Genomic DNA, 12,603 nt, shown 5'->3' with positions numbered 1-12,603 from the left:
GCGCTATAGCTTCAAATCCTCCAGAGGACTTCTCACGGAAGCGATCTGGCTCGGTGAGACCTGGGTGTAGATCGTCGTGGACTTGATGCTGCCGTGCCCCAGCACCACCTGGATCTTTCGCAGGTCCGTGCCGTGCTCCAGAAGGTTCGTGGCAAAGGAGTGCCGGAGCATGTGGGGGGTGACCACCTTGCCGATGCCCGCCACGGCGGAGGCGCAAAGCAAGGCTCGGCGCGCGGTTTCGTGGCAGAGCGGCTTGCCCGCCTTCGAGGTGAACACCCAGGGGAGTGGTGGGCGTTCGTGCCCGTAGTACCTCCGAAGCAGGGCGTAGAGGCTGGAGCTCAGGGGGACCAGGCGTTCCTTTCCACCCTTACCGTTGCGCACATGGATGACCCGCTGCATCGCGTCGATGTCGGTGGTCTGGAGCAGACTGGCCTCACGGATCCTGAGCCCGGTGGCGTAGATGAGGGCAAAGAACACTCGGTATTTGGCGACCAGGAAGGCATCCAGCACCCGCTGGATTTCGGCTGGGCTCAGGACCGTGGGCAGCGGGGCGTCCTTGCGGGGCATCGAGATGAAGGCCACCTTCTCCGGCTGCCCCAGGGTGCGAGCGTAGAGGAACTTCAGCGCCGAGTAGTGGCACCGCAGCCGTTCCGGCCCGATGGGCTGCAGCCGGAGGTGGTCCACCCAGCGGCGGATAGCCTCCTGATCCGCCTCCGCCAGATCCGAGCCCAGAGCCTCCTCAAAGCGCCGGATCGAAGCTAGGTATTGCTGGATCGTCCCTTTCGCCCGATCCGCCATTCGCAGGTCCGCTTCCAGGCGGGATAGAGATAGACTGACGTCCTTCATGTAGTACCTCCTTGGTCGTTGTCAGGCGACATCAGAAACTGACCCAGGAACGACACGAAAGTTGACCCCCCTCACGGAGGGGAAGTCATGGGAAGAAATCGAGGCAATCTCGTACCTGCACAAGTGGGAGACGGGATGCTGGGCAACGAGGAGGCAGGGCAAGTCTTTGCCCTGAGGAAGTTGGGCTGGGGGATGAGACGGATCGCCGAGGAGTTGGGGATATCCCGGAACACCGTGAAAGCCTGGCTGAAGGCAGGTCCAGATCGCCGTTACGGCGGTCCAAATCGCGAGGCCACGTTGGATACTCACCGCGACTGGCTTCGGGAGCGGTGGCGGGCCGGAGTGAGGAATGGTGATGTCTTCCGTCAGGAACTACTGGCCAAGGGGGTGCAGACGAGCCTGCGCACAGTGGAGCGGGCGATCCGCCCCCTGCGTCGGGAGCAGGTCGTGAGCGATCGGGCCACGCTGCGCTTTGAGACCCCACCGGGCAAGCAGATGCAGATCGACTTCGGAGAGAAGTGGCTGGAGATCGGCCGGGTTCCGCAGAAACGCTTCGTATTTGTGGGGACCCTGGGCTACAGCCGCCGCGACTATGCGGAGGTCTGCTTCGGGCTCCGGCAGCGGGACTGGATCCTGGGTATCGAGCACGCCTTTCGCCACTTCGGCGGCGTACCGGAGGAACTGCTGGTGGACAATGCCAAACCCCTGGTCCTGTCGCACCCTCGTTCCGGAAAAGCCCAGTTCCATCCTGAGTTCCTGGCCTTCTGCGAGCACTGGGGCGTGCGGCCGAAAGCCTGCCAGCCCTACCGCGCCCGAACCAAGGGGAAGGTGGAGAGCGGGGTCGGCTATGTGAAAGGCAATGCCCTGGGCGGACTGGCCTTCGAGAGCGACTTGGCCCTGGACCTCCACTTGGCCAAGTGGCTCCGGGAGGTAGCGGATGTGCGGGTCCACGGCACCACCTTCGAGAAGCCCATCGAGCGCTTCGAGGCGGGTGAGCGCATGGCGCTGCGGCCCATCGGGAACCATCCCAGCTACATGAAGTCGCGCTGGGAGGAGCGGAAGGTATCCTCTGACTTCCGCATCGACATCGATACCAACCGCTACAGCGTTCCACCGGGCCTGGTGGGAGAGGTGGTGGATGTGCTCATCGAGCAGGACCTCATCCAGGTCCACTTCCAGGATCGGATCGTGGCGGAGCACAGCGTGGCACCGGGACGGCATCAGGTCGTGGAGGATCCTGGCCACGTGCTGACCTTCGTGAACGGACACGCCTGGATCGGTCGCCCCAATGAAATCGAGCGCCCCCTGTCGGTCTACGAGGAGGTGGTGGGAGGTGAGCCATGGTGAACCCCCAGATGGAGCGCATTCAGAGCCACCTGAGCCGGATGAAGCTGACGACGACCCGGGACCGCCTGGATGGCCTGCTTCAGGAGGCTGCACGAAAGGAACTGAGCTTCCTGGACTTCCTGGATCTGGTGCTCTCGGAGGAGGCAGCGGCCAAGGACTCAAAGCGAACCCGGATGGGCATCCAGATCGCCCACTTCCCGATCCGGCGGAGCCTGGATGACTACGACTTCGACCTTCAGCCGAGCCTGGATCGCCGCCTGATCCGGGAGCTGGAGACGGGGACCTTCATCGCTCATGCGGAGAACATCCTGCTCCTTGGGCCACCAGGGGTGGGTAAGACCCACTTGGCCATCGGGTTGGGGCGGAAGTCCATCGAACGGGGCGCGAGCTGCCTGTTCGTGAGCGCCACGGCCCTGGTGGGTCAACTGATGCGGGCCGAGGCAGAGGGTCGCCTGGAGGAGCGTCTCCTGCATTTCTCGAAGCCCAAACTACTGATTGTGGATGAGCTAGGATATCTACCCTTCGAGCGGCGGGCGGCCCACCTCATGTTCCAGCTCGTGAACCGGAGATATGAGCGGGGCAGCCTCATGATCACCAGCAACCAGCCAGTGGGTGCGTGGGGCGAGGTGTTCGGGGATACCATCCTGGCAACCGCCATCCTGGACCGACTGCTGCACCACAGCCACATCATCACCATCAAAGGCGAGAGTTACCGCCTGCGGGAGAAGCGCCGAGCCGGGATCGTCCCGGCCCCGGTGCCAGCGGCCACCACCTGAGCCGCACCCAGTGGGGTGTCCTCCGCTTCGGCCTACGGCCTACGCTCCAGACACCCCACGGGCTCATACAACAAGGGGGTCAATATTCGTGTCGCCGGGTGGGTTAATTTTCATGTCGCTTGCTTGACAGTCGTCTGGCGATGCGTCAACATCGCGATGACCAAGGAGCCTTCATTTACATGGAATTGCTAGCTTTCTTACTGCGCGGGCCCGCCACACGGCGCCACCCCCGCCGCGGAGCGGCTTCGTTCAACCAGGGATCTGCTCATGCAGAGCGTTTCCTGGGTTTGAGGGACTTCCTGGCCTCTTGGATCTCCTCTTCGACATCCTGCATGCTTGATTGATCCAAACCCGTTTCCACAGCGAGCTTCTGATCCTCTCTGAGGGCCAGGATGGCACTAAGGCCTTCGACCATATCCAGAAGGGCAGTCCGGCTATCGGGGGTCATCGGCAGAAGCAGGAAATCCTGGTCGCGCCCAGTCAGGATCAGCGGCTCTGTGGGGGCGAGCGGATCCAAGGCCTTGGAGCCCTCGCGCTGGAAATCGCGGAGTGGGATTGTTTTCATGGGAAGCACCTTCCTTATTATTGTCGTCATTTTGTCGACAGCAGCAAGGGCCAAAAGGGCATTTCCTGTGGCATCGTATCGCTTGGCACTGAAATCCCGAAGGCCCGCTCAGGCTGTGCTCTGCCGATAATCGGCAATTGTGATTTACAACAGAAGCGCGGGCCTCCTTGCCCCTTGATAGGGGCGAGGAGGCCCGCGCTTGCGCTATCCTATTCGACTGCCTTGAAGGAGGCTCTATGTTGATGCAGGGAAAACGCGGTCTCATCGTGGGCGTGGCCAACAAGTGGTCCATCGCCTGGGGTATTACCCAGAAGCTGGCGGAGCAGGGGGCTGAACTCTGCCTGACCTATCAGAACGAGCGGCTGAGCAAGAATGTGCGGGAGCTGGCGGAGGGACTGAACAATCCCCTACTGCTCCCCCTGGACCTCACCTCGGACAAGCAGATCGTGATGACCTTCGAGCGCCTGAAGCAGGAGTGGGGGCACTTGGACTTCGTGGTCCACGCTGCGGCCTTCGCGCCCAGGGCTGCCCTTGAGGGTCAGTTCCTGGCCACGAGCCGGGAGGACTTCCGGCTCGCCCACGATATCAGTGCCTACAGCCTCACGGCCCTTGCCCAGATGGCCCACCCTTTGATGTCCGAAGGTGGCAGCATCCTCACCCTCAGCTACCTGGGCGGGCAGCGGGTGGTGCCCAACTACAACGTCATGGGCGTGGCCAAGGCCGCCCTTGAGGCCAGCGTGCGCTATCTCGCGGCCGATCTCGGTCCCGAGGGAATCCGGGTCAATGCCGTCTCCGCCGGCCCCATCAAGACCCTGGCGGCCTCGGGCATCTCCGGCTTCGGCAGCATGATGCGCCACCACCGGAGCCGCACTCCCCTGCGCAAGGACACGGACATCTTCGAGGTGGGGGATGCCGCCCTCTTCCTGCTCAGCTCCATGGGGCGCGGGGTCACTGGCCAGGTGCTCTACGTGGATGGCGGGTTCTCCATCATGGCGGAATGATCCACCGGGCGCTCTGACAGCCCTTTCCCTGAATGCATCCCCGGCTTCTGTCGGGGATGCGGCATTTTGGCCGCCCTCCGCTATGCTGGGGCATCCCCGGAGCCCCCATGATCTTCCTCGCCATCCTCCTCCTGGTCGTCGGTGCCCTGGCCTGGCGCCTGAAATCCAAGGTCGGCTATCCCCTTTCCAAGGCCTACCGGGTGGCCCAGTTCCTGGGCCTGGGGGTGGGCGCGCTCCTGTTCCTGGGCTCCATGGCCGTGGTGGTGCCCCCGGGCCAGGCCGGGGTGGTGATCCTCTTCGGCAAGGTTGGGGACGAGGCCCTCCCCGCGGGCCTGCACTTCATCAACCCCTTCGCCAGCGTGGTGGAGATGGAAGTGCGGACCTTGAACTACACCATGTCCAACGTGGGGGATGAAGGCCAGCGGAAGGGGGACGACTCCATCCAGGTCATCACCAGCGACGGCCTCACGGTGAAGCTGGACTGGACCATCTTCTACTCCCTGCAGCTGGCCAAGGTGGCCAAGGTGGCCAAGGTGGCCAGGATTTACAGCGAGATCGGGCCCGATGTGGAAGGGAAGATCCTCCGCAGTGAGATCCGGGCCAGCCTACGGGATTCGGCCGCCAACCTCACCGCCACGGAACTCTACACCACCAAGCGGCAGGCCTTCGTGGAGCAGGTCACCAAGACCCTGAAGGCCTCCTTTGCGGCCCGGGGGATCACTCTGGAACAGGCGCTCCTGCGCAATGTCATCCTGCCGGAACAGATCACCAAGGCCATCAATGACAAGATCGCGGCGGACCAGGAGGCCCAGAAGATGGCCTTCGTCCTGTTGAAGGAGAAGCAGGAGGCCGAGCGCAAGCGCATCGAGGCCGAGGGCCAGGCCAAGGCTCAGCAGCTCGTCAGCGCCAGCCTGACCCCCCAGATCATCGAGTACCAGCGCATCCAGGCCCTGCGGGACATCGGGGCCAAGGGGAACCTGATCATCACGCCCATGGGCGGGGCCACGCCCATGATCCAGGTGGGGGCGAGGAAGTAGAGGCTGGCGCTATGCTTTGAAGATACGGAGGACGGCCGATGAACCTTCCACAACCCCGACAGCCCCTCTACACCCTTGATGAGCGGGAGGCCTGGGAGGGCCGCTGGGAGCTTATCCATGGGGTGGCCTACAATATGACCCCCGCGCCGAACCTGGAGCACCAGCGGATCAGTGGCCAGCTTTATGTCAACATCTTCAATGCCTTGGAGGATGCGAAGCGCAAGAGCGGCGGGGGTGAGTGTGAGGTCTTTGCCGCCCCGGTCGATGTCTTCCTGGGTGAGGATGTCGTGCAGCCCGATCTTGTGGTCGTATGCGACCCCGCCAAGAAGTCGGCGAGGGGCATCGAGGGGGCTCCAGACCTTGTGGTCGAGATCTTAAGCCCTTCCACCGCCGGGAAGGACCATAGCATCAAGCGCTGGCGATACGAGGCTGCCGGGGTGCCCGAGTACCTGATTGTGGATCCCGGGGAGCGGGTGGGCGTGCTGCTGCGCCTGGAGAACGGGCGGTACGGGGAAGCTGCGCGCCTGCAGTGGGGCGACGCGGTTGCCCTACTCGGGGGGCAGCTGTCCGCCGTCCTGGGATGACGAGCTCCCGGGGTTGTGTTCCACGTGGAACTCCACGGAGGGTGACGTTTGGAGGGAGGCCTTGGCCGAGGCCTACGGCGTCTGCAGTGACGGACTCCGGGGCTTCTGATGGCCTTCCTGGAGGCCTATGCGGCTCTTGATCTCCTGATCACTGGGGCCTGAAGCCTGTCCAGCGCAACACCGGCTTCCTGGCCGCTGTGGTCTCATCCATGCGTCGCAGGGGCGCCCTGACCGGCGCCCGGTGCAGGGCTTCGGGGTCGCTCTGGGCCTGGCGGGCGATGTCCTCTAGGGCCGCCACGAAGGCGTCCAGTTCGGCCTTGCTCTCGCTTTCGGTGGGCTCGATCATCAGGGCCCCGGGGACGATGAGGGGGAAGTAGATGGTGGGGGGGTGGAAGCCCCGGTCGATGAGCCCCTTGGCCACGTCCAGGGTGTGGACTCCGGCACTGCTGAGAAGGGCGTCGTTGAAGACCACCTCGTGGAGGGTGGGGCTCTGGATGGGCAGGTGGTAGGTGCCTTCCAGGCGGCGGCGCAGGTAGTTGGCGTTGACGATGGCCCGCAGGGTGGCAGCCCTGAGGCCGTCGCCGCCATGGCTCAGGCAGTAGGTAAGGGCCCGGATGGCGATGCCGAAGTTGCCGAAGAAGCCGTGGACCTTGCCGATACTCTGGCGGCGATCCCAGTCCATCCGGTAGCCGGAACCATCCCGGACAACGACCGGCCTCGGGAGGAATGGCTCCAGCTGCGCCGTGCAGGCCACGGGACCCGCTCCGGGACCCCCGCCGCCGTGGGGGGTGGAGAAGGTCTTGTGGAGGTTCAGGTGCATGACATCCACGCCGAAGTCGCCGGGGCGGGCCACGCCCACCAGGGCGTTCATGTTGGCGCCATCCATGTAGAGCAGGGCACCGATGCCGTGGAGGAGGTCCGCGACCTCCTGGATGCGGTGCTCGAAGACTCCCAGGGTGTTGGGGTTGGTGATCATGGCCCCGGCGATTTCGGCCCCCAGGGTCTCCACGAGCGAGATCAGGCCCGGGTGGTGCTTGCCGGTGTGGTCCACCACATCCTCGAAGCTGATGGTGCCGTCCGGGGCGGAGGGGACTTCCACCACTTCGTAGCCTGCCATCGCCGCAGTGGCGGGGTTGGTGCCATGGGCGGAGTCGGGAGTGAGGATCACCCGGCGGCTGGCGCCCTGGGCCACATGGTGGGCCCGGATGAGCATGACCCCCGTAAGCTCCCCGGAGGCTCCGGCACTGGGCTGGAGGGTGACGGCGGCCAGGCCCGTGATCTCCTTCAGCCATTCCTGGAGCATGAAGAGGGCCGCGAGGTTGCCCTGGACATCCTCCTGAGCTGAGAGGGGGTGGCTTTCCGCAAAGGCGGGCAGGCTGGCAACCCGTTCGTTGAGCCGGGGGTTGTGCTTCATGGTGCAGGAACCCAAGGGGTAGATCCCATCATCCACTCCGTAGTTGTCGTGGGAGAGGCGGGTGAAGTGGCGGATCACTTCGACCTCGCTGACAGAGGGAAGGGCCTGGAAGGGCCCCCGGCGCAGGTGCTCCGGGCGGGTGTCCCGGGCCTCGGGCACATCCAGGTGCGGCAGGTCCATGCCCACCTTGCCGACCACGGAGCTTTCGAAGATCAGGGGTTCGCGGTTGCGGTTCAGCATGGGAGGGCTCCCAGGACTTCAGCCAGGCGGTCCATGTCCTCGCGGGTGTTCAGTTCCGTGGCGCACCAGAGCACGGCCCCGTCCCAGCCGTAGGGGCCCAGATCCAGGCCCGGCTGGAAGCCCGCCTCCCGGCAGGCATGCTGAAGGGCCTCCACGTCCCCCTGGCAGCGCAGGGCGAACTCATTGAAGAAGGGGGCCTCCCAGAGCGGTTCGAAGCACCCGGAGTCCAGGAGCTTTTCGCGCAGATACTGGGCCTTGGCCGCGTTCTGCTCCGCCAGTCCCCGCAGGCCCTCGGGACCGGCGAGCTGGAGGAAGATATTGGCCCGCAGGGCAATGAGGGCTTGGTTGGAGCAGATGTTGGAGGTGGCCCGCTCCCTCCGGATGTGCTGCTCCCGGCTGGCCAGGGTGAGCACGCAGCCGGGGCGTCCATCGGCATCGTGGGTCTGGCCGATGAGGCGGCCCGGCATCTCGCGCTTGCCACTGTCCCTGGCGGCGAGGAAGCCCAGGAAGGGGCCACCGAAGCTGGTGCGGTTCCCGAAGCTCATGGCCTCCCCCGCCGCCAGATCCGCCCCCACGTGCCCGGGGGCCTCCAGCCAGCCGAAGGCCAGGGCCTCCTGGGTGACGGAGACCAGGAGCGCTCCTGCGGCATGGATGGGCTCGGCGAGTGCCTGAAGATCCTCGACGCAGCCCAGGAAGTTGGGATAGCCCACCAGGACACAGGCCACATCCTCACTGAGCTTGGCGCGGAGATCCTCCGGGTCGGTGAGTCCGTCCTTCAGGGACACCTCCACCAGGGCCAGGCCCTCCCGGGGGGCCAGGAAGGTGCGGATCACCTCCAGGGTGTGGGGGTGGAGGCCCTCGCTCGCCAGGACCGTGCCCCGGTGGCGGTTGAGACGCAGGCCCATGAGGGCGGCCTCGGCGGCGGCGGTGGCCCCGTCATACATGCTGGCGTTGGTGACCTCCAGCCCCGTGAGGTCGCAGATCATGGTCTGGTACTCGAAGATGGCCTGGAGGGTTCCTTGGCTGATCTCGGGCTGGTAGGGCGTGTAGGAGGTGAACCACTCCTGGCGGCTGGCTAGATGGTCCACGGCGGCGGGGATGTAGTGGCTGTAGGCCCCGGCCCCCAGGAAGCGGGAGCGGAAGGGGCGGTTGGCCCCGGCCAGGCCCTCCATGGTCCGCAGGACATCCAGCTCCGAGGCGTGGGGCGGAAGCTCCAGCCCCCGGTTCAACCGTAGGGCTTCAGGGATGCTCTTCAGGAGGTCTTCGGCGCGGTCAACCCCGATGACATCCAGCAGAGCACGGTCTTCAGAGGGGGCCAGGGGCAGATAGCGCATGGGAAATCCTCGCGCCTAATCTGGGGTCCCTGCTGCCGGTGTGCCAGCCCTTTCTTGCGCGTTGCGCAAGAGCCTACTCCATGGGCAGGCGTCCCTGTCCCTGGTTCATGCGGATGATGGCGGGGACGTGGAGATCGTCCGCCAGCCCCACCACTTCGCCACTGGGCGTGGGGGCCTGGGGCAGGAGGCGGGTGGGAGTGGCCACGGGGTTTTCATTGGTGGGGGGGGCCGAAGTCTCGCCATAGACCCTTCCGAGGTCCCGGGAGGTCGTGACGGGATCCTCGTTGCCCATGAGGTGCGAAACCTCGGGGACGAAGAAGGACTCCACCGGCTTGTCGAAGCCGGAGGCCAGGACTGTCACCAGGACGCGGTCCTCCAGCTCGGGGGCCTCCACCTGACAGAGCTTGATATCCGCCAGTCCCTGATAGTGCTGGCTCAGGTAGTTCATGGCCGTCTCCACGGCGCTCAGCTCCACCCGATCCCAGTCCGCCATGACGGAGACGATGACCTGGGTGGCGGGGCCGCGGGTGCCGCGCTCCAGCAGGGGGCAGTCCATGGCCTTCTGGAGCGCGTCCAGGAGGGCCTCTTCGCCCTTGCCGTTGCCGGTGCCGATGAGGGCCTCCCGGCCGTTGCGCAGCACGGCTTCCACGTCGGCGAAGTCGCCGTTGAGGGTGCCGGGGCGCAGGATGAGATCGGTGATGCCCCGCACGCCCTGGATCAGGACGCCGTCGGCGACCTGGTAGGCTTCCTTGACCTTTACGCCCTTCTCGCAGTGGGTGAGGAGCTTCTGGTTGGAGACCACGATGACGGTGTCCGCGGTGTTGCGGAGGTTGTCCAGGCCAGCGGCGGCCTTCTGGGCCTTGCCGGCGCCTTCATAGCTGAAGGGAGTCAGCACCACGGCCACGGTGAGAGCGCCCAGTTCCCGGGCGCAGCTGGCGACCACAGGGGCCGCGCCGGTACCGGTGCCGCCGCCCATGCCACCGGTGATGAAGACCATATCGGCGCCCTGGAGGTGAGCCAGGATCTCCTCCCGGCTCTCTTCGGCGGCCACGGCGCCGCGCTCCGAGTTGCCGCCGGCCCCGAGACCACGCATGCTCAGGGGGCCCAGGGCGACCCGGGCGGTGGCCTGGTTCTGGGCCAGGCTCTGCTGGTCGGTGTTCATGGCGATGAACTGGACCCCGGAAACGCCGCTCGCGATCATGCGATCGATGGCGTTGCACCCCGCACCCCCCACGCCGACCACTTTGATGTTGGCACCGGGGAGGTTGATGGGGCTGGGGAGGAAGGCGATTTCAGGCATGGATGCTCCAGGCAACGCTAGGGCTCAAAAGAGATTCTTGAACTTCTCCATGAGGCCACCCCCGCGGGTACTACGATGGGCAGGGGCGGAGAGCTCCCGGCTGAGGGCTTTCACCGCGCCGAGGGCATTCCCATAGAAAGGATTGGCCAGGACCTGCTGGAGGCCCTGGATGCCGCTGACGCGGCCGAGCACCACCCTAGGACGACCCAGGATGTTCTGGGCCAGGATGGGCATGTGGGGCAATAGGGCGCCCCCGCCCACGAGGTGCACGCCCCCGTGGATTTCGTGGATGAGGCCGCTGCGGCCGATCTCTGCCTGGACCATGTTCAGCAGTTCGACGGCCCGGGCGTGCAGCACTTCCGCCAATTCCCTGCGGGAAACCTGGCGGCCCTCGTCTTCGAGTTCGATGAGATCCTCCGGCGGAACCTGGGTGGGGAGGGCGGTGCCGTACTTGCGCTTGATGCGTTCGGCCACGCTGATGCCCCCGAGGTGCTTGGTGATCTCCAGATCCTTGGTGAAGTGCATGCCCCCGATGGGGAGCACGGCGGAATGGAAGAGGGCCCCGCGCATGAAGACCCCGAGGTGGGTCAGCTGGTCGCCGATATCCACCACCACGGCCCCATTCTCGGAATCCTCGCGGCTGAGCACCGCTTCGGCACTGGCCAGGGGCGAGTACATCAGAGTGGCGCCCTGGAGTCCGGAGAGTTGAAGCGCCCGCATGATGTTCTCGAGCACCGAGGCCGGGGCCACGATAATGCGCACCTCGGCTTCCAGGGTCTCCCCGATCATGTTCACGGGGTTCTTGATGTCGCGCTGCCCCTTGATGTGGAACATCTGGGGGATGCGGTGGAGGACCTGCTCTTCCTTGGCCAGCTTGCACCCGTTGGTGGCCTGTTCCAGGACCCGGTCCCGGTCCTGGGCTGTGATGACGCGGTCGGAACTGGCGATGGTGATGGAATCCCGGAGGTTCTCCCCCTTGAACTGGAGACCGTCCACCGCGACCCGGATGCCATCCAGGCGGGTCTGTCCCGCAGTGCGCATGGCCTCTTCCGTGGCCTTCACGATGGCCTGCACCGTGAGGTTGATATCGGTGATCTCCCCCTGGCGGATGCCGCCTTCAGGGTCCGCAATGCTCGCGCCGGTCACGGTGAGGGGACCCCCCTCCTCCTGAACGGCGATGACTGCAACGATTTTGCTGGCTCCAAGATCCAGGCCGAGGAGGACAGAGGGTTGGACCATGAGTGTTCCTAGTTCCTTAGCCCCGATTCTAGCCGCATCGAGGCTGCATTTTCAGAGTTGATTGGTGGGAAAAATCGTCCTGGCGCCACCGGGGGCCTTCCCTTTCCTGGGGATGTGCCAAACCGCCTTATTTTTCGGGCTTCAGGGTGGGGGCCTGTTCAGGATCGGGGTTGCCCACGGCGATCTCGTCATCCCATCTCAGATCGAAATAGCGGATCTGGGAGATGTCCGGCCGCTTGGCAAACTGGTCCAGGAAGAGCCCCTGGAAGTTTGGAATGTTCTTGGTGGGATCCGTTCGGGAGAGCCAGATGGGGGCGTGGAGGCCCTCTATGAAGACCACGGGCCCTTTTTCCTCCATGCGGATTTCGTTCAGACGCTCATAGAATGAGGACTGGAAATCCCTGAGGCGGGAGGCTACCCGGATCAGCTCCACCAGCGTGGCGTCCTTCTGGCTCTCGGGGGCTGCCACCACCGGGATGGGGGAGAGGTTGCTCTGGTTCACCGGGTCCAGGATGATGCCGTCGTCTGCCAGGAGGTAGACGCCGCTGGGGCGCACCAGCCAGAGCAGGGGCTTGCGCTCTTCGATGACGAGGCTGAGGCGGTCCGGAGGATCCCTGCGGATCAGGAGGCCCCGAACCCAGCGGCGCCGTTCAATCTCATGCCTGAGCTTCTCGGCATCAAACCAGAAGAGGGGGCGCCCCAGGCAGAGGCCCTCCGCCAGTTTCTGGAGCTCCATCTGGCGATCCCCGCGGCAGCCCGTGATTGCGATCTGCTCGATGGTCAGCTTCTGGAGGCCCAGGTAGCGGTGCCCGATCTCCAGGGCCCCGTACCCCGCGGCCACCACCACGACGGCCACCACGCCCAGGCGCACCCAGGGCAGCCAGGGTCGCTTGGGACGGGATCGGGAGGGAAGGGCCATG

At 65.3% G+C, this 12,603-nt stretch carries 12 protein-coding genes; 5 read left to right on the top strand and 7 right to left on the bottom strand.

Going from position 1 to position 12,603, the window contains the following annotated elements; genetic code table 11:
• Nucleotides 1-3 precede the first annotated feature (3 nt).
• The gene (locus HOLFODRAFT_RS20830) at nucleotides 4-846 is read right to left on the bottom strand and encodes a tyrosine-type recombinase/integrase (protein WP_005033233.1); all 843 of its coding nucleotides are present in this window, start codon (nucleotides 844-846) and stop codon (nucleotides 4-6) included.
• A gap of 135 nt (nucleotides 847-981) precedes the next feature.
• On the opposite strand from HOLFODRAFT_RS20830, the gene istA reads away from it, so the two are divergent.
• Together istA and istB are read left to right on the top strand one after the other, a co-directional pair.
• Entirely contained in the window at nucleotides 982-2,193 is a 1,212-nt protein-coding gene (istA, locus tag HOLFODRAFT_RS0211535; RefSeq protein WP_005033230.1) for an IS21 family transposase, read from the top strand.
• Nucleotides 2,187-2,969 (top strand): IS21-like element helper ATPase IstB, encoded by a 783-nt coding sequence (istB, locus tag HOLFODRAFT_RS0211530; RefSeq protein WP_005033228.1) that lies wholly within the window; start codon nucleotides 2,187-2,189, stop codon nucleotides 2,967-2,969. The genes istA and istB overlap by 7 nt, the downstream gene beginning before the upstream one ends.
• A gap of 265 nt (nucleotides 2,970-3,234) precedes the next feature.
• On the opposite strand, the gene HOLFODRAFT_RS0211525 is transcribed toward istB, so the two are convergent.
• Nucleotides 3,235-3,588, bottom strand: coding sequence for a hypothetical protein (locus tag HOLFODRAFT_RS0211525; protein ID WP_148300434.1), 354 nt, complete (start codon nucleotides 3,586-3,588; stop codon nucleotides 3,235-3,237).
• 182 nt (nucleotides 3,589-3,770) lie between these two features.
• On the opposite strand from HOLFODRAFT_RS0211525, the gene HOLFODRAFT_RS0211520 reads away from it, so the two are divergent.
• The 3 genes from HOLFODRAFT_RS0211520 to HOLFODRAFT_RS0211510 all read left to right on the top strand — a co-directional run bounded on the left by HOLFODRAFT_RS0211520 (nucleotide 3,771) and on the right by HOLFODRAFT_RS0211510 (nucleotide 6,156).
• Nucleotides 3,771-4,535 (top strand): enoyl-ACP reductase FabI, encoded by a 765-nt coding sequence (locus HOLFODRAFT_RS0211520; protein ID WP_005032819.1) that lies wholly within the window; start codon nucleotides 3,771-3,773, stop codon nucleotides 4,533-4,535.
• 107 nt (nucleotides 4,536-4,642) lie between these two features.
• The gene (locus tag HOLFODRAFT_RS0211515) at nucleotides 4,643-5,572 is read left to right on the top strand and encodes a prohibitin family protein (RefSeq protein ID WP_005032821.1); all 930 of its coding nucleotides are present in this window, start codon (nucleotides 4,643-4,645) and stop codon (nucleotides 5,570-5,572) included.
• A gap of 38 nt (nucleotides 5,573-5,610) precedes the next feature.
• Complete coding sequence (locus HOLFODRAFT_RS0211510; RefSeq protein WP_005032823.1) at nucleotides 5,611-6,156, top strand: Uma2 family endonuclease; 546 nt, start codon at nucleotides 5,611-5,613, stop codon at nucleotides 6,154-6,156.
• Nucleotides 6,157-6,304: 148 nt separating this feature from the next.
• Here the strand turns inward: HOLFODRAFT_RS0211510 and gcvPB are convergent, their stop codons facing one another.
• The 5 genes from gcvPB to HOLFODRAFT_RS0211485 form a co-directional block, all read right to left on the bottom strand.
• Nucleotides 6,305-7,810 carry an aminomethyl-transferring glycine dehydrogenase subunit GcvPB gene (gene gcvPB / locus HOLFODRAFT_RS0211505; RefSeq protein ID WP_005032826.1) on the bottom strand — a complete coding sequence of 502 codons (1,506 nt, stop codon included), beginning with the start codon at nucleotides 7,808-7,810 and terminating at the stop codon, nucleotides 6,305-6,307.
• Nucleotides 7,804-9,144, bottom strand: a complete 1,341-nt coding sequence (gcvPA, locus tag HOLFODRAFT_RS0211500; RefSeq protein ID WP_005032827.1) for an aminomethyl-transferring glycine dehydrogenase subunit GcvPA — start codon at nucleotides 9,142-9,144, stop codon at nucleotides 7,804-7,806. The genes gcvPB and gcvPA overlap by 7 nt, the downstream gene beginning before the upstream one ends.
• A gap of 73 nt (nucleotides 9,145-9,217) precedes the next feature.
• On the bottom strand, nucleotides 9,218-10,444 hold the full coding sequence (gene ftsZ, locus HOLFODRAFT_RS20825) for a cell division protein FtsZ (RefSeq protein WP_005032829.1): 1,227 nt from the start codon (nucleotides 10,442-10,444) through the stop codon (nucleotides 9,218-9,220).
• A gap of 24 nt (nucleotides 10,445-10,468) precedes the next feature.
• Nucleotides 10,469-11,683 (bottom strand): cell division protein FtsA, encoded by a 1,215-nt coding sequence (gene ftsA / locus HOLFODRAFT_RS0211490; protein WP_005032831.1) that lies wholly within the window; start codon nucleotides 11,681-11,683, stop codon nucleotides 10,469-10,471.
• Nucleotides 11,684-11,810: 127 nt separating this feature from the next.
• Nucleotides 11,811-12,602 (bottom strand): cell division protein FtsQ/DivIB, encoded by a 792-nt coding sequence (locus HOLFODRAFT_RS0211485; RefSeq protein WP_005032834.1) that lies wholly within the window; start codon nucleotides 12,600-12,602, stop codon nucleotides 11,811-11,813.
• Nucleotide 12,603 lies beyond the last annotated feature (1 nt).

Source organism: Holophaga foetida DSM 6591 (assembly GCF_000242615.2).
GTDB lineage: Bacteria > Acidobacteriota > Holophagae > Holophagales > Holophagaceae > Holophaga > Holophaga foetida.
Note: the sequence above shows the minus strand (reverse complement) of the source record. Positions and strands in the feature narration are given on the sequence as shown.